The 20,209-nt window shown below is 35.0% G+C and carries 13 protein-coding genes; 7 read left to right on the forward strand and 6 right to left on the reverse strand.

Going from position 1 to position 20,209, the window contains the following annotated elements:
• Positions 1 to 59: 59 nt before the first annotated feature.
• Both EL260_RS09245 and EL260_RS09250 read right to left on the reverse strand, forming a co-directional pair.
• Positions 60 to 1,340, reverse strand: a complete 1,281-nt coding sequence (locus EL260_RS09245) for a helix-hairpin-helix domain-containing protein (RefSeq protein ID WP_123859914.1) — start codon at positions 1,338 to 1,340, stop codon at positions 60 to 62.
• Between the two features lie 156 nt (positions 1,341 to 1,496).
• Entirely contained in the window at positions 1,497 to 1,841 is a 345-nt protein-coding gene (locus EL260_RS09250; protein WP_123859916.1) for a MerR family transcriptional regulator, read from the reverse strand.
• Positions 1,842 to 2,022: 181 nt separating this feature from the next.
• Here EL260_RS09250 and EL260_RS09255 point away from each other — a divergent pair, with 181 nt between their 5' ends.
• Both EL260_RS09255 and EL260_RS09260 read left to right on the forward strand, forming a co-directional pair.
• Positions 2,023 to 4,695 (forward strand): zinc-dependent metalloprotease, encoded by a 2,673-nt coding sequence (locus tag EL260_RS09255; protein WP_164466624.1) that lies wholly within the window; start codon positions 2,023 to 2,025, stop codon positions 4,693 to 4,695.
• A gap of 125 nt (positions 4,696 to 4,820) precedes the next feature.
• On the forward strand, positions 4,821 to 5,699 hold the full coding sequence (locus EL260_RS09260) for an AraC family transcriptional regulator (protein ID WP_123859920.1): 879 nt from the start codon (positions 4,821 to 4,823) through the stop codon (positions 5,697 to 5,699).
• Positions 5,700 to 5,809: 110 nt separating this feature from the next.
• On the opposite strand, the gene ccoG is transcribed toward EL260_RS09260, so the two are convergent.
• Positions 5,810 to 7,252: a cytochrome c oxidase accessory protein CcoG gene (gene ccoG, locus EL260_RS09265; protein ID WP_123859922.1), complete on the reverse strand. Its 1,443-nt coding sequence runs from the start codon at positions 7,250 to 7,252 to the stop codon at positions 5,810 to 5,812.
• Between the two features lie 258 nt (positions 7,253 to 7,510).
• Between ccoG and EL260_RS09270 the strand changes: the two genes are divergently transcribed.
• Positions 7,511 to 8,404: an SMP-30/gluconolactonase/LRE family protein gene (locus EL260_RS09270; RefSeq protein WP_123859924.1), complete on the forward strand. Its 894-nt coding sequence runs from the start codon at positions 7,511 to 7,513 to the stop codon at positions 8,402 to 8,404.
• A gap of 88 nt (positions 8,405 to 8,492) precedes the next feature.
• Here the strand turns inward: EL260_RS09270 and EL260_RS09275 are convergent, their stop codons facing one another.
• A complete protein-coding gene (locus EL260_RS09275) occupies positions 8,493 to 9,800 on the reverse strand; it encodes a DEAD/DEAH box helicase (RefSeq protein WP_123859926.1) in 1,308 nt (435 codons plus the stop codon).
• A gap of 268 nt (positions 9,801 to 10,068) precedes the next feature.
• Here EL260_RS09275 and EL260_RS09280 point away from each other — a divergent pair, with 268 nt between their 5' ends.
• The gene (locus tag EL260_RS09280) at positions 10,069 to 10,758 is read left to right on the forward strand and encodes an MBL fold metallo-hydrolase (RefSeq protein ID WP_123859928.1); all 690 of its coding nucleotides are present in this window, start codon (positions 10,069 to 10,071) and stop codon (positions 10,756 to 10,758) included.
• A 36-nt stretch (positions 10,759 to 10,794) separates the two neighbouring features.
• Here the strand turns inward: EL260_RS09280 and EL260_RS09285 are convergent, their stop codons facing one another.
• Positions 10,795 to 12,063 (reverse strand): carcinine hydrolase/isopenicillin-N N-acyltransferase family protein, encoded by a 1,269-nt coding sequence (locus tag EL260_RS09285; protein ID WP_123859930.1) that lies wholly within the window; start codon positions 12,061 to 12,063, stop codon positions 10,795 to 10,797.
• A 295-nt stretch (positions 12,064 to 12,358) separates the two neighbouring features.
• On the opposite strand from EL260_RS09285, the gene rpsA reads away from it, so the two are divergent.
• From rpsA to EL260_RS09300, 3 genes are all read left to right on the forward strand, one after another.
• Positions 12,359 to 14,149 carry a 30S ribosomal protein S1 gene (gene rpsA, locus EL260_RS09290; RefSeq protein WP_123859932.1) on the forward strand — a complete coding sequence of 597 codons (1,791 nt, stop codon included), beginning with the start codon at positions 12,359 to 12,361 and terminating at the stop codon, positions 14,147 to 14,149.
• A 355-nt stretch (positions 14,150 to 14,504) separates the two neighbouring features.
• Positions 14,505 to 15,956 carry a T9SS type A sorting domain-containing protein gene (locus EL260_RS09295; protein ID WP_123859934.1) on the forward strand — a complete coding sequence of 484 codons (1,452 nt, stop codon included), beginning with the start codon at positions 14,505 to 14,507 and terminating at the stop codon, positions 15,954 to 15,956.
• A 353-nt stretch (positions 15,957 to 16,309) separates the two neighbouring features.
• Positions 16,310 to 18,910, forward strand: a complete 2,601-nt coding sequence (locus EL260_RS09300) for a T9SS-dependent M36 family metallopeptidase (protein WP_228445383.1) — start codon at positions 16,310 to 16,312, stop codon at positions 18,908 to 18,910.
• Between the two features lie 106 nt (positions 18,911 to 19,016).
• Here the strand turns inward: EL260_RS09300 and EL260_RS09305 are convergent, their stop codons facing one another.
• A complete protein-coding gene (locus EL260_RS09305) occupies positions 19,017 to 19,919 on the reverse strand; it encodes a hypothetical protein (RefSeq protein ID WP_123859938.1) in 903 nt (300 codons plus the stop codon).
• Positions 19,920 to 20,209: the final 290 nt, after the last annotated feature.

Here is a 20,209-nt window from a genome sequence, read left to right on the forward strand (position 1 = left end):
ACTGCCCAAAATAGAAGGTGCCATTTTGGACAGTTTTTATGAATAAGGAGGCTATATTTTTATTTTAAATATAATTTCATCTTTTCTTCATACTCCGGTTTTAGTTTCAGGAACTTGAGAATTTTCTTATCATCAGGATAAGTAGTGCGATAGAAGATAATTTTTTCAGCAGAATATTTAAAATAGGGATGATCTTTCAGCCATTCTTCAGGAGCATCTGTTAATGTGTATTTAGGAACACTGGAGGTATCCAAAGGAGCGATGGAAATCAATTTTTGAACAAGTTCCTTATCAATATTATAGGTATCCAGAATTTGTTGTTTACTGACAAATCCTCTCAACTTTTTTCTAAAGCCAATCATAGAGCCGGCACTTTTTTCATCCAGTCCAAACTCTATAAGCTGTTTAAAAGTAATGGTATTGAGATCTGTTTTTGAAAAATCAGTTTTTTCTTGCTGTTTCTCTTCCTTCTTTACAGTTCCCGGATTGAGCTTGATAAAAGGTTTCATCTCCTGAAATTTCTCGGCAGAAATTACAAAGCATTTTTGTAGATCATCAATATCTTTAAAGCTACCCCCGAGATTTCTATCGCGGTAATTCACAATAATCTGAGCCTGTTTCTCAGAAAAACCAAGTTTTTGCCATCCCTCAACATCCAGACGGTTCGGATCAAAAGTATGATATTGTATTTTTATCTTTTCAGGATAACGTGCTCCATAGGCTTTAAAGTTCTCAGGAGTTTTTGCCGGCAACAGTAAATAAGATTCCAGCTTATTATAATTTTCAGGAGAAATGATAAAGCATTCTCTGAACTTTTCTTTACTGATAAAGCTTCCTCCAAGATAGTTTTTATATTTTAGAATAGCTTCCGCCTGTTTTTCACTGAACCCCATTTTAATCCAATCACGGACAGTTTTCATATCTGGATTAAACTTTCCGGAAACATTAATTTCTTTCTTTTCAAAGTTGTTAACAGGTTGAGAATTATTCTTTTCAGAAGCTTCAGGAAGCAGAATGAAGGGTTTTAGTTCTTCAAATTTTTCATCTGAAATAGCATAACATTTTTTCAGTTGTTCTTTTGATGTAAAAGTCCCGCCTACAATGTCTTTATATTTAAGAATAGTAGATACCTGTTTTTCAGAAAAGCCGAGCTTTTGCCAACGTTCCGGACTTAAAATATTGGGGTCAAAATCTGTTAAGTTGGCATTAACTGAAGTTCCGGCAATAAATTTTATCTCCGGAAAAGGCTCCTTATCTTTTCGGGTATATTTCTGAAAAGCTAATAGAATAGCCAATACAATGACCATAAAAGCCAGTTTTTGGTAATAGTTTTTTCTCATCCTGTGTATATAAAGTATAAACATATTGATAAAAACCATACTTCACAATACCGTAGGTTGGAATGGTTGATATTAGAATATAAAAAGATGTAATCTGTTAAAAATTAATACTTTGTATTCTTTGGTGTAGAATTATTTAAAGGAAAGGTGAGGAGGTTATTCAGAATCCCTATCACCCAATGATTCTTTCAGTTTTAACAGTTCAGCTTTTACAAATTCAAGACGGTCAATGATAGTGATTGTTTCTGAAATCTTACTGTTGGTAGTTAAAGCAACACGGGCTCCATCAAGTGTATATCCCTTTTCTTTTACCAAATGATAGATCATCTGTAGGTTCTTGATGTCCTCAGGAGTGAAGTAACGATTTCCTTTTCTATTCTTTTTAGGTTTAATGATAGGAAATTCCTGTTCCCAATATCGTATTAATGAAGTGTTTACATCGAATGCCTTAGCGACTTCTCCTATAGAATAATACAGTTTATCAGGTAAGTTTATTTTCATTTTACAGCTCCTAAACTTCAAAGATAAAAATTTTTTAAAGTTTAATGCAAATATATCTTGCAAAGTCCTGTGATAACCTGAATTTTAATTAAAATAAAATATATATTCATCATATTGTGAAAAAATAAAAAACAAGTGTTTTTTTTTATAACTTAGTGAAAAACATTAAAATATAATGATTATGAAACATTATTTATTCATTTTGGCACTGATCGTTCCTGTCATTGGATTCTCGCAATGGACAAGAACTGAAATTCGGGCTCAAAAAGTTAAAAAATCACAGGAAAAGCTTGAATTTGCAGGACTTTATTCACTTGATGCGAATCAACTTAAGCAGCTTTTAAAGAATGCGCCGGCTCGTTTTTCAAGTCAAAAAGGAGCTGTTATTTCTCTTCCTACAGCCAAAGGCAGGCTAGAAAAGTTTCAGGTTTGGGAGTTTTCTAATATGGCACCTGAGCTACAGGCAAAATATCCGGATATTAAATCTTATGTAGGAACTGCATTGGAAGATCCTAGTGTATATTTAAGATTCAGCTTATCTCCGGTAGGATTTTCTTCTATGATTACCCGTTCCGGAATATCAGAGTTTATAGAACCTTATACTGAAGACCGAACAGTATATGCTGTTTTTGATTCCAATGGAAGAAGAGGGCAGGAAAAAGAACCATTCGAATGTTCCACGATAGAGGAGGTGGAAAAGAGTGCTACTGAAAAAAAAAACGATGCTGTAAATAAAAAAGCAGCTGGGTTTAATGTTTTCAGATTGGCATTATCCTGTACGGGAGAATATGCCCAATATCATTTAACGGCAGCCGGAACCCCTGCTACTGCTACTGATATGCAGAAAAAGGCAGTAATTCTTGCGGCAATGAATGCTAGTCTTACCCGTCTTAATAGTGTTTTTGAAAAAGATCTTTCTTTTCATTTTAATCTGATTGCGAATAATGAAACTATTATTTTCTTAGATCCTGCATCTGATCCTTATACAAGCGGTGGCCCTAGCGAAGCCCACGCCCAGATATCAGCAAGAATCCCTACTGAAGATTATGATATGGGACATCTGATTGATAAAAAAGGAGGTAATGGATCTGCCTTCGTAGGAGTTATTTGTGGGAGTAGCTCAAAAGGAGGAGGATGGACTGCTCACAATTTTCCGGAAGGAGATAAATTTGATATAGACTATGTCGCTCATGAAATGGGGCATCAATTGGGAGCTGGACATTCTTATACCTACAGATCTTCGCAGGCAGACCAAAAGGTAGAACCTGGAAGCGGAAGTACCATAATGGCATATACCGGGATTACTACCGCTTCTGATGTTCAGTTTAATTCTAACGATTATTATCATACCAATAGTATCACCCAGATCAGAACTAAATTAAACAGTCTTAGTTGTGGTGTCAATACTCCTTTTATAGATCCTGCTCCTACTATTAATGCGGGACTGGATTATACCATCCCTAAATCAACTCCGTTCGTTTTAACAGCATCTACTAACGATGTCAATAAAGCTTCATATACCTATGCTTGGGAACAAACAGATCAGGCAGCTGCTGCTCAAATTGGGGCAGGTGATATTTCCTCAGCTTACCCTGCAAAGCCAACAGGCCCTACTTTTAGATCTTTCCCTCCGGTAAACTCATTAGTAAGATATTTTCCGGATTTCAATAAAGTATTGGCAGGTGTATTGTCAACCCGCTGGGAAAGTGTATCAAGTGTAGCTAGAAATCTTAATTTTGCAGCTACTGTAAGAAATAATAATCCGTTACAGCCACAAGTCTCAAAAGATGGAATGGTAATAACCGTGGATGCTGTATCAGGACCTTTTCAGGTAACTGCTCCGGTATTTGGTCAGTCATTAAGTTCCGGTACAACTGTAAATATTACCTGGGATATTGCCGGTACCAATGCAGCACCGGTGAATACAGCTAATGTAAATATCAAATTATCTAAAGACGGTGGAAAAACATTTAATATTATTGCAGCTAATACTCCTAATGACGGAAATGAACAAATAATGATCCCAGCTGGTTCTACTTCGGCTAATGCTTATATTCTGATTGAAGCCGTAAATAATATTTATTATGCAGTGAGTCCTAGTTTTGTGATTGATTATAATATAACGGGTGAAAATTGTAATACTTATACTTACAATGGAGCTCCCGTGGCCATTACAGACGGTCCTGGCGGTGGCGGTATATCATCTCCAAGAATAAACATTCCTTTAATGGTCAATAATAATGGGACTATTACCAAAATAAAGGTAACTCCAGCTGTTACTCATCCAAGTGTAAGCCAATTGGCTATCGGCATTGAAAGCCCGGTAGGATCATCTGCTCTTTTCTGGAACAGACAGTGCTCAGGACAATCAGGGATTACGGCTTCATTTAGTGATTCAGGAACTGCAGTTACCTGTACTTCTCCGGTGCAGGGAGAGACTAAATCAAATGAATCTCTGGGGATATTTAAAGGACATTCTGCACAAGGAGAATGGAAACTTTTTGCAACAGATAATAACGCAGGCAATGCAGGAACCATTACGGGATGGTCGCTTGAAGTATGTACACAGGAAACTCAAAGTCTTGCAACCAGAGAAGTATCTTCTCCAATAGCAGATGATATTAAAGTGTATCCTAATCCAAGTGATGGTAATTTCTTTATCAAATCTCAGAATATAAAAGGCGAAGTGAAAGTCACATTATTTGATTCAAGCGGAAGACTGATTTATTCATCAGCCTATCAAAGTGAAGGAAATAATACTAAAGAGCTTAATGTTAATGTACCTAAGGGCGTGTATATAATCAGTATCAGTTCTTCGAAAGGAGTATACAACAGTAAACTGGTTATAAAATAATAATCATAAATTGGATAAAAAGGATCGGCAATAGCCGGTCCTTTTTTATGCTGTAATTTGTGGCTTGGCTTTATTTATAGTAATTTTATCATCCATTTATTAATCCTTTTCTTATAAAATATAGGATGAATTCAATTTCTGTTCTTCATATTGATCTTTTTCAGGGTAAAAATCCTTCAGATTTTTATTTTAATACAATGAAAAAACATTTGATTGTGGGACATCAGCACATAGAAAAGCCTCACAGACATGATTTTTATGCTGCTGTGCTTTTTACACAAGGGGATGGAATTCATGAGATAGATTTTCAACGGTATGAGGTTTCAGAAGGAAGCCTTTTTTTTCTATCACCTGGGCAGATTCACAGCTGGGAGCTTTCAGAAGATATAGAAGGGTATATTTTCTTTTGTTCTCAGGAGTTTTATGAAATGCATTATGTGAATCAGAAACTGAGAAATTTTCCTTTTTTCGGGTCAGTTTCCTTTCCCAGAAAATTACAATTAGATACTATAGAATTAAGAAAGAATATCGATCTTTTTAAAGAACTTGAAAAAGAGCACCACTCTAACGATTTAATGAAAAACGGGTTTATCCTGTCATTAATGTCTCAGATTTTTATCAATTCAACCCGTTTATTTTCAAAGGACTTTGATACACTTACTTCTTCTGCAGGACTTTCTTATTTTAAGCATTACCAGGATTTTGAAAGTCTTATTGAGCAGCATTTTACGGAACATAAATCAATTGCTTACTATGCGTCTTTACTAGGGATTTCTTCAAAGCACCTAAATAGGACTGTACAGGCTGTTGTACAGAAAACAGCCACGGAAGTTATTACGGAAAGAGTAGTGCTTGAAGCCAAAAGAATGCTGATGTACCTGGATGAAAATCTTGTTGATATTGCTTTCAGACTCGGCTATGAAGAATATTCTTACTTTGTAAGAGTCTTCCGGAAAAGTTCCGGAATGACCCCTACTCAGTTTATGAGGAAATATAAGGCCTAATTTGGTTTGAAGTTCAAGGTTCAAGGTTTAAAATTTATAGTGATGGTTATCAGTGAATGGTTTTATAATACCTATTCAAACCTAAAAACCCCGAACTTCACCTCTCTCTATTATAACGCAAGCTTAAACGGTCCTTCAAAAGTAGTTTCAAATGAATCTACCAGTTTTCCTTCTTCATCAAAAACGCCGATGACCATATTTTGCTTAGAGAACTTGATTTTGTCTTCAGGGAAAGATATATTGATATTCCCTTTTAAGATTTGATCTCCCTTCAAAATGATTTTTTCAGATCCGAAGTAAGTGATTTCAGCATCCTCAGGACTGACTACTTTGATGGTTAGAATCTTTTTCTCATTTGATTTATTCAAAAGTGTATAAATGAAAGTGTTGGTGATTTTACCTTCTTTAATAAAGAACGTAGAGCCCGCTGGTTTAATAAACTTTGCTTCCATAGATCCACGATCATACATTAAAAAGCCAAGGAATCCAATCAATAGGGCCAAAATAACAGTAGTAGCCTTCATTCTTGATGTAAATTTGAATTTCTCATGATTTTCAATTTCAGATTCAGTAGCATAACGGATCAATCCTTTAGGCAAGCCCACTTTATCCATTACTTCATCGCAGGCATCAATACATGCCGTACAGTTGACACATTCCAATTGCTGCCCGTGTCTAATGTCAATTCCCGTAGGACAGACAACAACGCATTGATTACAATCTATACAATCTCCTTTACCAGCCGCTTTTCTATCTTCATTATTTCTCCATTTTGAACGGCCTTCTCCTCTTCTAAAATCATAATATACGTTGATCGTCTGTTTATCAATTAAAACTCCCTGAAGCCTTCCATAAGGACAAACCAGAGTACATACCTGCTCACGAAGCCATGCAAAAACAAAGTAGAAAGTCATTGTGAAAAAAATCATCGTGATGAACTTTAAAGGATGTTCTGCAGGTCCTTCAATCATAATCTGAAACACCTGTTCATAACCCACGATATACATGAACATAAAGGTAGAAATGACCATAGAAATCAAAATAAATACAGACCATTTCGTAATTCTTTTTCTAATCTTTTCGGTATCCCATTCCTGTCTGTCGAGCTTCATTTGTTTATTTCTGTCTCCTTCAATCCAGTATTCTATTTTACGGAATACCATTTCCATAAATAAGGTTTGCGGACACAGCCAGCCACAGAATATTCTTCCGAAAACTACGGTGAACAGCATTACGAAGATTACAGAAGTAACCGCTCCCAGGGCAAGGATAAAGAAGTCCTGAAGATAAAACGGCTGTCCAATAATAAAGAATTTCCTGTCAATAACATTAAAGAGAAAGAAAGGGTTGTTATTTATCTTTAGAAAAGGCAGTCCAAAGAAAAGAGCAAGTAAAGCATAGCTGGTATAGTTCCTGTAATTGGTATATTTTCCTTTTGGTTTTCTGGGGAAGATCCATTTTCTTTTTCCGGTCTCATCCATTGTTCCTACCGAATTTCTAAAATCTTCATTTTCAATTTCCAGGGATTTGATGTTGTTGGACTCTGCGCTCATTATCGTATGCTATAAAAGTATTTTGGTAATATTTTTCATCCGGAACAATACCTGTTTTCAAGCTGAATTTCTATAGATAAAACGGTATCGATTCCTCTACTGCAAAGCTCTGAATTATATATTTCAACTCCTAATATGATCTACTTCAAAAATAGGATAATTGGGACATTATATGTTTTGGAATACAATGCATCAAAATGAGAAAATATTTTTGAAACTGATAAAGCATGTTGTAAATTGCAAGCTTAAAAATGAAGTATGAAGAATATCAGTAAAATAGGTCTGATTGGTTTGGTTTTCGCATTGGTAAACTGTCAATCAGTAAATAGTAGTAAAATGTTTTATGAAGGTGCAAAACCACAAATGGTTTCTGACAAGTTTAGCTTTACAGAAGGCCCATCAACCGATAAAGAAGGAAATGTGTATTTTACCGATCAGCCTAATGATAAGATTTATTACTGGGACTGGAAAAGCAATCAGATTATAGAGTTTTTAGATAAAACAGGAAGGGCAAACGGAACTCATTTTGATAAAGATGGTTTCCTGATTACCTGTTCAGATGATAACGGAGAAATGTGGAAAATCTCAAAAGATAAAAGAATAGAGGTCTTATTCAAAGATTTTGAAGGGAAAAGATTAAATGGTCCTAATGATATATGGAATGATATTTTTGGCGGAATGTATTTTACCGATCCACTATATGAAAGAGATTATTGGATAGACTTTAAGCAGGAGCTATCTAATAAAAGCCTTTATTACAGAAATAAAAATGGAAAGATTAATAAATTAGACACTTTCACGCAGCCTAACGGAATTGTAGGAAGTGAGACTTTAAAGAAATTATACCTTTCTGATATTGATGCCGGAAAAACCTATGTATATGATATTTTGGGAGAAGGAACACTATCTGAGAAAAGGTTATTTTGTGAAATGGGCTCGGATGGGATGACACTGGACAAACACGGGAATCTTTATTTAACCGGTGATGGAGTACATGTCTTTAACCGTGAAGGAAAAAAGATATATCACATTTCTATTCCTGAAAAATGGACATCCAATGTAACATTCGGGGGAGAAAATAATGATGTTTTATTCATTACCGCTTCAAAATCGGTGTATACTTTTCCGATGAGAGTGAGAGGAATAAAATAAACGGTAAGATCATTTTAAAATATTTCTATGTGCTTATGTGGTTAATTTTTACCATATAAGCACATAGGTTTTTAAGAAGTCGTTAAGCTTAATAAGCAACCTCCATCTTCACTTTTTTCCCTTTCAGTTTTTCATTCTGAAGTTTTCTTAAAAGAGCATTCACTTTATTTCTCGAAACGGCAACATAAGAAGTTGTATCTTTTACTTCAATAACACCAACATCCTCTTTTTGGAGTTCTCCTTTTTTAAGCAAATAGCCTACAATATCCACTTTATTCACCTTGTCTTTTTTCCCGGCGCTGATGTAAATCGTCTGGAAAGGTGTTTTTTGCGGAACTTTAGTAAATCCGGCAACACTTTCTTCAGGGGTATCGTTTTTGATGAACGGGAAATTTTCCTCTTCCGTCATGATAAGGTAGACAAAACCTTTGGCATTCATCCTTGCAGTACGTCCGTTTCTGTGGATGAAAGCATCTTCTTTTGGAGGCAATTGATAGTGTACAATAGATTCTACCTCAGGAATATCAAGTCCACGGGCAGCCAGATCAGTTGTGATAAGAATTCTTGCAGAATCATTTCTGAATTTCAGTAAGGCACGTTCTCTTTCATCCTGTTCCATTCCACCGTGGAAGGTTTCTCTGTCGATTCCCATCTGATGAAGAAGCTCAGAAATACGGTCTACTGCATCACGGTGGTTACAGAAGATCAACGTTCTTTTATTCCCTATTTTACAAACCAAATTGAAAAGTGTATCTAGTTTTTCTTCTGAGATAGTCATTACTTTTCTCAGTTGAATATCCGGTTTTACTTCATTTTCTTTAAGGAAGCTGATGATTTTTTCATCTTGTAAACCTGTAAATGCAGGAATTTCATCCATTGCTGTTGCAGAGGTTAAAACTCTTTGAGAAAGACCTTTTAAAGAATTACAAATAAATTCCATATCATCATGAAAGCCCAGTTCCAAAGCTTTGTCAAATTCATCCAGAACTAATGTTTTGATGGTTTTTGGATCAAAATTATTATTCCTTACGTGATAGGTAATTCTTCCCGGAGTTCCGATTAAAACAGCCGGAGCTTCAATTAAATTATTGACTTCAATCTTTTTATCATGTCCACCATAGCAAACAGAAACCTTAAAATCCGTTCCCATCGACTTGAAAACCTGTTCAATCTGTAACGCCAATTCTCTGGCAGGAACTAATATTAATGCCTGAACACCCTGCACATCCTTTTTCAGATTTCTGAGAACAGGAAATAAAAAAGCAAGGGTTTTTCCTGATCCGGTAGGAGAGAGCAGGACAATATCTGTATTGTTTTCAGACGCCTTATAAGTAGATTTCTGCATCTGATTCATATCCTGAATCTGCAGCTTTTGATAAATTGATTGTAGTTCCATGATGCAAAGGTAAAATAAAGTAACGGTTAAATAAAACAAACTGTTTTTATTAGTTTATGTCTTACTCTGGTTGTAATAAATTTTATGATCAGTTGCTGTAAGACTGCTTTTTTTAAAAAAAAATTGTGTAATGATTTGATTTTTATATCTTTAAATGGTATTTGAGGAAAGGTAGAGGCTCTGTATTATTAGAGATGTTCTGAAAAGATTCAGCGCTTTAGATAAGAGCTCAACAAAAGATAGCAATGGAATAATTAAAAATCATACAATGAATACATTTAAAAGTCTAATACTGCTCATTGTTTATTTACCTTGTATGTTTGCATGCAAATCAAAAACAGATACCCTTTATACTAAGTTGTCTGAAAATATTTATGAAATTAACAATCAATATTTTTATGATGAAAAGGTACATACTTACCTGATAGTGTTGAAAGATAAATTACTATTATTTGATATTCCTGCCTATTCCGAGGATTTGGAAACGTTTATTACTTCGTTCAAAAAACCAGTATATGCTATTCTATCCCATGGGTCTTGTGGTATAGAAGATGGTACAAAATGGCAGTCCAGGATTAATTTAAAAGTTTATGCCCATAGTAAAGATGAGAATCATCCCTGGTTAAAAATGAAGCCAGATTTTTTCTTTTCAGAAATTCCTTTTTTTGCTGACAATATAGAAGTTATTTATACCCCTGGCCATAGTAGAGGGGCGATTTGCCTTCTGGAAAAGAAATCGAAATCCTTATTCACCGGGGATACTGTCTATGGAGACAAAACAGGAAACATCAAAGATTTTAGAAAGGAAAGTTATGCTGAATATGAAAATCTAAACGATAGACTCTCAAGCTGTAAAAAATTACTTAAATATGACTTCGAAAACATCTATCCATTCCATTATGAAATGATAAAAAAAACAGCAAAAGAACGTCTTCAGATTTATCTTAACATTAAATAGAAAAACATTTATTTATTTATTTATTTATTTATTTATTTATTTATTTAGCCTGTTCATGATTTCGTTTCCTCTAAGTAAAGTGACTTTATAGGTTTCATCCGGATTACAGATTGATTTACTATAAAATTCTTTCGCGGTCGCTGTCTTTCCCTGTGCCAGATTAGTAAAGCCAACGATTTCGTACATGAAATTCCGGAGTTTAAGATCTGCAGTTTCTTTTGAAGATAAATATTTTAAAAGCTTTTCTGCTGAGGCAAGTTTTGGGTCTTTGTATTTCTGGATATCATATCCATCAGGTTTACTGAACCAATAATCCCATGAGCTGCCATAATGATGTTCGTTCCATGAATATTTAATAAGCTGTAGTGCTACTTCCAATAATGCAGAATTTATTTTTTCATTTTTTGGAGATAGTTTCTCGCTTTCCATAATGTAATGATCAATGGTTATATCTATACCTTTCTCTTTCATTTCCTGAAAAATAGATTCTTTAAGATATAGAGAATGATTTTTTGAAAAGTTTTCATAAGCAAATGTCGGAGAAAAATGATCTGCCAGGTTTTCTATCCTGTATCCTTTTTTTAACTCAGCTTTCAAGTCAATTTTATATACTGTATTGTAATCATGGAAAAGATAGACATAGATTATTCCGTTTTTCAAATCGCAGATTGTAGAATATAATGTGTTCAATTCTCCTTCCTGATGGGTTTTATCCAGAATGCTTTTCAGGAAATTAATATTGTTTTCCTTAGATCCGGAAAGCATTTCATTGGCAATTTCTGGTCTTCTGCATGCTAATTTTCCATTGATCATATTGCAGTTTGAGTTGATCTGGAAGTCTCCTTTTTTTTCGATAATCCCCTTAGGGTTAATCAAGATGGAGTTTCCTTCTTTATCGGCTAATAAGACCTGGGACTGAGAGATGTAGTCATATTTTTTTAAAATGACCATTGCCTCCTTTACATTTTTACATTTTCCCAGAACTTCCCACATAATATCACTTTTATAAGGATTTGTTAGATTAAGTTTGCTTAAATCATAGTTCGCTGCTGCGTAATCAAAAAATAATCCATGTTCATTCATTGCTGCGGCAATCTGCATATCCGGAGCTCCAAAACAGACAGAAGCATAGCGGTCTTTGGTAGCTGGGTTGAACCATATTCGGGTAAATGGAGTCATGTCGTCCTCATTAGCCGCTGCGAATACTGCTTCAGCTCTGGAACAGGAAAAAATAGTACAGGCTCTTGCTGTGCCGGAACTGTATATCAGAATGCTAATTACAAGAAAAAATATAATTTTATTCATTGTATAGTTTTTAAAGATTTGATATTTTGATTAATGAAAATAAATTTTGTTAAATATTTTTATGATAATTTAATATTTATTTTAAATAAATGATGTGAATTTTACAGGGATGTAGTGTTTGGTTGTAACATCAAGAAAATCTGTTGCTTATATCAAATAAAATTTTTATCTTTGCACCCACTTTTGTGTGAAAGGTTTGAAAAGGTAAAATATTAAAAATTAATTACTTCCGTATTTTTTAGATCCACATTTATTCAGACCAATAAAAAAGAAGGAATACAAATTTTATTAGAAAATGTCAAAAGAGACAAATTCAGCAGAGGTTTTATTAAACCACAACGTAGCACCAGAACAATTTGATTGGGATTCTTTCGAATCAGGTCTTGATGCAGATGCGAGAAAAGAAAAAAGCGATTTAGAAGAAATCTACAACGGATCTCTTAACAGCCTAAACGATAATGACGTTTTAGTTGGTAGAGTTGTAAGATTAACTGACAAAGAAGCTATCGTAGACATCAACTTCAAATCTGAAGGTGTTATTTCTCTTAACGAATTCCGTTACAACCAAGGCCTAAGTGTAGGTGATGAGGTCGAAGTAATGGTTGACAAAAGAGAAGACAAAACTGGTCAATTACAATTATCTCACAGAAAAGCTAGAACGCTTAAAGCTTGGGATAAAGTAAACGAACTTCACGAAACTGGAGAAATCGTTAACGGTTTTGTTAAATCAAGAACTAAAGGTGGTATGATCGTTGACGTTCACGGAATCGAAGCATTCTTACCTGGTTCTCAAATTGACGTTAAGCCAATTAAAGATTACGATCAGTTCGTAGGAAAAACTATGGAATTCAAAGTTGTGAAAATCAACCCTGAGTTCAAAAACGTAGTTGTATCTCACAAAGCATTGATCGAAGCAGATATCGAAGGTCAGAAAAAAGAAATCATCGCTCAGCTTGAAAAAGGTCAGGTTCTTGAAGGTACTGTTAAGAATATCACTTCTTACGGTGTATTCATTGACTTAGGTGGTGTAGATGGATTGATCCACATTACAGACCTTTCTTGGTCTAGAGTGAACCACCCATCTGAAATCCTTGAGGACGGACAAACTGTAAAAGTTGTAATCCTTGATTTCGATGATGAGAAAACAAGAATCCAATTAGGTATGAAGCAATTAGAAGCTCATCCTTGGGATGCTCTTTCTGCTGACATGAAAGTTGGTGACAAAGTAAAAGGAAAAGTAGTAGTTCTTGCTGACTATGGTGCATTCGTAGAGATCGCTCCAGGTGTTGAAGGATTAATCCACGTTTCTGAAATGTCTTGGTCTACTCACTTAAGATCTGCTGGTGACTTTGTGAAAGTAGGTGATGAAGTAGAAGCTGAAGTATTAACTTTAGATAGAGAAGAAAGAAAAATTTCTCTTGGTATCAAGCAATTGTCTAAAGATCCATGGGAGAACATCGAAACTAAGTATCCGGTAGGATCTCAGCATGTAGGAACTGTAAGAAACTTCACTAACTTTGGTGTATTCGTAGAGTTAGAAGAAGGTATCGACGGATTAATCTACATCTCTGATCTTTCTTGGACTAAGAAAATCAAGCACCCATCTGAGTTCTGTGCAGTAGGTGATAAATTAGATGTTGTAGTTCTTGAATTAGATATCCAAGCTAGAAGATTATCTCTAGGTCACAAGCAATTGACTGAAAACCCATGGGATAAATTCGAAACTAAATATGCTGAAGGAACTATCCACGCTGGTAAAGCTGTAGAAGTTCACGATAAAGGAGCTTCTGTACAATTCGAAGATGCTGAGGTTGAAGCATTCTGCCCTTCAAGATTATTAGAGAAAGAAGATGGATCTAAAATCAAAAAAGGTGAAGATGCTCAATTCAAAGTAATTGAATTCAACAAAGAATTCAAGAGAGTTGTAGTTTCTCACACAGGGATCTTCAGAGACGAAGAAAAGAAAAACGTTAAAGAATCTTCTTCTAGAAACGTATCTTCTTCTTCAAACAACGAAGAAAGATCTACTCTTGGAGACATCGATGCATTAGCAGAGTTGAAAAGAAAAATGGAAGAAGGTAAATAATCTTTGAACCATTTATAAATAAGGAGCCGCTCATTTGAGCGGCTTTTTTTGTTTTATTTTCAGGAGCTATTTCCCGCTATCCACTCATACTCCCCGCGCCAGCCATTCCAACGCTCAGGTCCTCAAGCTTTGTTACTATCGGGGCTAGGAAAAGGCCGGGGGTGTGTTTGTTGGTAAAATAACAGGCCATAATGAGTAAACCTAACAGGTTTCAAAAACCTGTTAAGTTTGTTGTTTTATGTATTTGCTTTAATTTTATTTATATTTTTCTGTTTTTAAGTTAATAGTATTTAAATATTTCATGTATTAAAGAAAAAATATTATTTTCATCGAACTAAATTTAAAACTTTTAACTATGAGAAAAACATTCTTATTTTTCCTGATGACGTTCCTGATGTCGTGGAGTACTCTTAATGCGCAGCAAGGGATTGACTATATCATCATGGTAGATAATGGTGGTTCTATATCTACTAAGCCAGATTATGCCATACTGAAACGTGGTGTCGTTAAGTTGATAGAGCAGCTTTTATTTTGTAATATTCATAATAGAGTGGCTGTGGTGCAGTATGGAACCGGAGTATTAGACAATGATACGGGTGTTTATAAGCCTTTAATTTATATTGAATCTGAGTTTACCAACGATTTTTTTACTGCTCAGAATTTTGAACGCCGTTTGGATTTTGGAGATTATTTGCAACAATCCGTAGCGCTGGTTAAAGATGCTCTCAGCGGGGTCTCTAATCCTGATATTATAAGTCCTCAAAAAACATTGGGTTTCACTCAGGAAATGAGGTTTGTTATATTTACTGATGCAGAAAGGGCGTCATCTGGCTTGAGTTCTTATCTTGTGGATCCTACTTATGCTTCCAATATTGCTTCCTATGAGGCATTTGGTCCTGTAATGGATTTTAAAACTAATAATTGGGCAGGAGGCGCAACAGTAAGATTCACTGTAATTCATGCGAATAAAAACAATAATGCTATTATGGCTGCAGCATCTATAGCCAGTCCTTTTGGAGATTATTCGGGCCCACTTGAAGCGGTTGCCGGAGATCCAGGTTATGGGCTTAAAAGATCATATTTTAATAAAGATAACGGATTTGATGTAAAGGCTGGTGAAGTTAATTACTGGAAGGATATTGCGGAGAGTATATGTTTTAATAGCTCTAATACTTCTAAAGGGATTGTAGATTTTCTTTATGAACCAGGAAGTTGTATATATAAGCCTGGTGTTATTGAGGGAGATTATCATCTTCCGGCTGGTGCTACCTTGCAAGAACTTAAAGTAGAACTCATTAATTTAGTGACGGGTGAGGTATATCCAGTGTTATCTAATCCTGTACTTGGGCCGGGAAATACTTTTACTTTTAATTTTGTTCCCTATTCCAGTTTTGCTCCTGCATTAACTATGGGTTCGACGGGATGGCATAAGTTTAGGGTGGCAATGACCTCTAGTGCTTCTGCTTCTCCTGTGTATAGGTGGAACAGGTATCCATTTTTTGACTTTGATATTGATCTGGATCAGAACTGTCCGCAATTCAGAGCTTCTGAACCTCAGGTAATGGAGAAAGTTTTTCAACTGACACCTAATCCTACCTCCGGATTATTTAAAGTAGTGCTGAATAAAGAATTTAAGAAGGGGACATTGGAAGTCAGAGATTTGATTGGAAATACATTGTATAATAAAATTTTACGTGGCGAAAAAGAAATAGATGTGGATTTAAGCTCACGAAAAGAAGGAGTTTACATTGTTAGTGTAACAACAGATAAAAACGAAATCTACTCAGAAAAGATCATCAAGAAATAAGTAAAAGTTAAACTGTCCATCTGGGCAGTTTTTTTATGCTGATAAATGTTAATATTGGATAGAGGTGTTTTGGAAAAATATTAAAAAAAAATTAAAATTTTCAAAAAAATACTATGTATAAAGTCTATGTTTTTATGTTTTTTTTCTCTGATATGTGAGAATGTTAAAATAGAAATCATTGTTATATATTCTGTTTTAGGGAATAATGTAGAATTGGATTCTCCTTATTGAGATATATTTTATTTTAATGTGATTTTAATTTTTCATCTATTGTTTCTTATTGTTGATTATGATTTAATGTAATCGAATTTTGATTACGAAATATTTGTAGATTAGCAACTTTAATAATGGATATGAAAAATAAAACTCTACCTATTTTGTTTGCGGTTTTCTCTGTTTTTCCTGCTTTTATGTTCGGACAGGATAATGAAAGATTGCTTAAGGATTATATTTCTCAAAATAAAACGAGAGAATATAAAAAATCTGATTTAAATAATATTATTATTGATAATGTAGATCCGTCAAAGTCTTTGAATGGAAATGTTGTAAAATTTTTACAAACCTATAATGGACTTCCAATATATAGTTCTGTGGGAACTGCACTTATTCGGGATAATAAGATTGTTTATTATACGGATAATTTTGTAAAAGATTATAAGGAGTCTGCGTCAGGTAGTGCTTCTGTTACTGCAAAAGATGCTTTACAGAGAATTGCCGACCATTTAGGAAAGGATGAGGTGAAATCTTATTATATTCTTGGATATTCAGACACAGATCCTGAAAAGGGATATGCGGCAAAGCAAAGATTAGTATATGCTGAAGATAAAGGAAGTTTGAAACTGGCTTATCAATTCTCATTTCAGGATCCAAAATCCCCAAGTTACTGGGATATTCTTATAAACGCGAAAACCGGGGAAATTATAAGTGAATCCGATCTTAATCTTTCCTGTAATTTCCGACACGATGCCTTTTCACATGATGAATCAACACTTGCGAACAATAGTTTTATAGGGCCTGTGCAGATGAGTGCTCAGCCAGCTTTATTGGCACCGGATATGGCAACCTATAATGTGTTTCCATTGCCTATAGAATCTGCAACATTTGGTTCCAGGTCAATAGTGACAAATCCATGGCTGCCTGCTGCTTCTCCGGAAGGATGGCATTCTGATGGAACAAATCATTATACATATACACGAGGAAATAATGTGTTTGCCTACGATGATAAGGCTAATACTAATGCTCCCGGTACTTATGCAGATGGAGGGGCAAGTAGAAATTTTGATTTTCCGTTCAATATTAATGGTACTCCGGCCAACAATTTAAATGCTGCTATTACCAATTTATTTTATATTAATAACAAGGTTCATGACATCTTTTACAAGTTTGGATTTACCGAAACCTCAAAGAATTTTCAACAAAATAATTTTGGATTGGGAGGTTTGGGAAATGACTATGTAAATGCTGAAGCGCAAGATGGTGGAGGTACAGACAATGCGAACTTTGCAAGCCCTGCAGATGGTAGTAAACCAAGAATGCAAATGTATTTATGGAGCGCAATAAACCAAAAATTCTATTATAATGCACCAAGTGTGGCTGTTCCAAGAGCTCCTTTAGTGGGAACGGCGGATTTTGGTAGTCCTTTGAATGCTAATGGGGTTACAGGTAGTGTAATGTTATCTGCGGTTTCTGATGGATGTACAGCTTTACCTGCAGGATCGCTTACGGAGAAAATTGGACTGGTGGAAAGAGGGACGTGCTCATTTGTGGTTAAAACTAAAAATCTTCAGGATGCGGGGGCTATCGCTACTATTATTTATAATAACGATGCTAATGGTAATTCATTGAGTAATATGACTGGAGTTGATGCAACGGTTACTATTCCTACGGTGCTGATTGCAAAATCTGAAGGTGATTATATTAAAGGTTTGCTTGCTGCAAATACACCTGTAAATGTGACTTTAAAAAATGATCCTGCTACCAGTATGACTCCGGATGGAAGCTTTGATAATGGTATTATTACTCATGAGTATGGACATGGTATTTCTAACAGGCTAACCGGAACAGGATCGAACTGTTTAAATGCGAGTGTTAGTATGGAACAGATGGGAGAAGGTTGGTCCGATTTCTTCGCTCTTATGGTGACTAATAAGCCTGGAGATAATGCTTCTGTTCCAAGAGGTATGGGAACGTACGTAATAGGACAACCTACAACAGGTTTAGGAATCAGACCTGCTAAATATTCTCCTGATTTTACAATCAATAGTTATACTTATGGAAACACAAATGGGATGGTGTATACTAACACAAGTGGCGGTTTGTCTCTTGATGTTCACTCTATAGGGTTTGTATGGGCAACCATGTTATGGGATCTTCATTGGAAGTATGTTGAAAAATACGGATACTCTTCTGATGTATTGTCTGGTACGTCTAATGGAAGTACTAAAGTATTGCAACTGGTTACGGATGCTTTGAAGCTGCAGGGTTGTAATCCAAGTTTTGTTGATGGAAGAAATGCTATTTTAGCTGCAGAAATGGCAACTACAAACGGACAGGATAAATGTATGATCTGGAAGGTTTTTGCAAAGAGAGGGCTGGGAGTAAATGCTTCGGCTGGTCTTAAAAATAATATCTATGATCAGGTTGAAAACTTTGACTTACCGTCAGAATGTGCTTCATTATCAACTGATGAGGTGAAGTCAATTAAAGAAAATAAAATTTCTGTTTATCCTAATCCGGCTAGAGATGAGTTCTTTATCAGTTTTCCGGTTAATACCATTGGAAAAGTAAGTGTAGAGATTTATGATATGTCAGGTAAGATGGTTTCTTCTGAAGATAAAATTTCACCTGATGCTAAGAAAGCAATTTCTACAAGCCGTTTGGTAGATGGTACTTATATGGTAAAGGTGAAAGGGTTGGGCTTTGAAGCAACATCGAAAGTGATGGTAAGAAAATAATCTGAAAAGATTATTGAATAATAATAAGTAAAAGAAGCTGTCTCCAAAAGGGACAGCTTCTTTGTTTTATATTGATTTTTCTTGTTAGTATATGTATTGATCTATACTATTCTACAATAATATTCAATGCATTAGATTGTGGGCTTATCCTGTTTTTTGTGCGCAAAACTTCCTCCGGGCCAAGCATTTCCTCTCGGAAAGCTTCTTCATAAGGATAAATTTTATAATCGAACCGACTTTTGGGTATGCTAAAAGTGCCTTTTTCTTTAGCAGTCATTTTTATATAAAAAATCAGGTTTTTTATATAAGGTGTACCATCTAGTGTGGCCATCTGCTTGCCTGCATCGTTTACATTCCAGTGATAAGTTACTACCTTAAAATTGGCGTCTATGTATTTTTTAAAACCTACGATGCCTACTTCATAATCTACATTTCCTGTATCAATCACTTCAAATAAAGCCTCGGGTGCTCCTTTTTTAACCAGATCTGCCGGAGTAAATTTAGAGATCTGAGAGAATTTAGAATATTCATACAGGGAGAGCTTAATCGTGTCATTCACATGGTAACGGCTTTTATCAGTTTCCAATACCAGTCTTACTGCATTATTGTCTACATCTTGTTTTTTCACAACCTCAATGGTTGCTGCCTTGCTTTTGTAGGTTTTTCCATTTATTTTTGCTTCTATGACGGGGAGATCTGATTTGCCCAACGCTCCCGCTTCAAAAAAGATATCGTAGAAATAATATTTCCCATCCGATTTCATTTCTTTTTCGATTTTTGAATCATCTAGTTCTGTATCTGTGTTTGAGGAAGCAGAGAGGACTTTGATGCTTCCGTTATCCGGTTTGCTCCTAAAGAACAATTTTAGGATTACGGATTTGTTCTGTTCTACTTTAGGTTGAAATACCAGCCATATTCTTTCCTCATCCTGAGTCTGTGGTGATCCGTTACAAGACAGCAGGCTGAATAAGAAAAATAAACATAAAAATTTAATTGTGATATTCTTCATTTTTTCGGTGGTTAAAAAATTGTGCATAATACTTTGTGATCTTCATTTCGAGATTGGGTGTCCCTAAGATATTAAAAGCAAGTGAATAAGGAGTCATGAAAAATCCAGAAATATAGAAAAACATCGACTTCTGTAAAGATTCTTTAAGGTAAAGATTCTAATTTTAGAGTCTCCTCTTTAACCATTTTTATAGGCTTAGTTTTATCCTTATTATTGTTTGAGGTGGAGGTTATCTCTAGAAAATGAGATGAGCTTTTTAGAACAAAAGAAAGATAATTTTGTTGTCTGGT

Source organism: Chryseobacterium nakagawai, from assembly GCF_900637665.1.
Classification (GTDB): Bacteria; Bacteroidota; Bacteroidia; order Flavobacteriales; family Weeksellaceae; genus Chryseobacterium; species Chryseobacterium nakagawai.

What these genes read in the sequence shown, in the direction of transcription:
- ccoG (WP_123859922.1), bottom strand. Translation starts at nt 7,252, where the DNA reads ATGAGCGCAGAGTCCAACAACATCAAATCCCTGGAAATTGAAAATGAA.
- rpsA (WP_123859932.1), top strand. Translation starts at nt 12,359, where the DNA reads ATGTCAAAAGAGACAAATTCAGCAGAGGTTTTATTAAACCACAACGTA.
- EL260_RS09305 (WP_123859938.1), bottom strand. Translation starts at nt 19,919, where the DNA reads ATGAAGAATATCACAATTAAATTTTTATGTTTATTTTTCTTATTCAGC.
- EL260_RS09285 (WP_123859930.1), bottom strand. Translation starts at nt 12,063, where the DNA reads ATGAATAAAATTATATTTTTTCTTGTAATTAGCATTCTGATATACAGT.
- EL260_RS09270 (WP_123859924.1), top strand. Translation starts at nt 7,511, where the DNA reads ATGAAGAATATCAGTAAAATAGGTCTGATTGGTTTGGTTTTCGCATTG.
- EL260_RS09275 (WP_123859926.1), bottom strand. Translation starts at nt 9,800, where the DNA reads ATGGAACTACAATCAATTTATCAAAAGCTGCAGATTCAGGATATGAAT.
- EL260_RS09250 (WP_123859916.1), bottom strand. Translation starts at nt 1,841, where the DNA reads ATGAAAATAAACTTACCTGATAAACTGTATTATTCTATAGGAGAAGTC.
- EL260_RS09245 (WP_123859914.1), bottom strand. Translation starts at nt 1,340, where the DNA reads ATGAGAAAAAACTATTACCAAAAACTGGCTTTTATGGTCATTGTATTG.
- EL260_RS09295 (WP_123859934.1), top strand. Translation starts at nt 14,505, where the DNA reads ATGAGAAAAACATTCTTATTTTTCCTGATGACGTTCCTGATGTCGTGG.
- EL260_RS09280 (WP_123859928.1), top strand. Translation starts at nt 10,069, where the DNA reads ATGAATACATTTAAAAGTCTAATACTGCTCATTGTTTATTTACCTTGT.
- EL260_RS09300 (WP_228445383.1), top strand. Translation starts at nt 16,310, where the DNA reads ATGAAAAATAAAACTCTACCTATTTTGTTTGCGGTTTTCTCTGTTTTT.
- EL260_RS09260 (WP_123859920.1), top strand. Translation starts at nt 4,821, where the DNA reads ATGAATTCAATTTCTGTTCTTCATATTGATCTTTTTCAGGGTAAAAAT.
- EL260_RS09255 (WP_164466624.1), top strand. Translation starts at nt 2,023, where the DNA reads ATGAAACATTATTTATTCATTTTGGCACTGATCGTTCCTGTCATTGGA.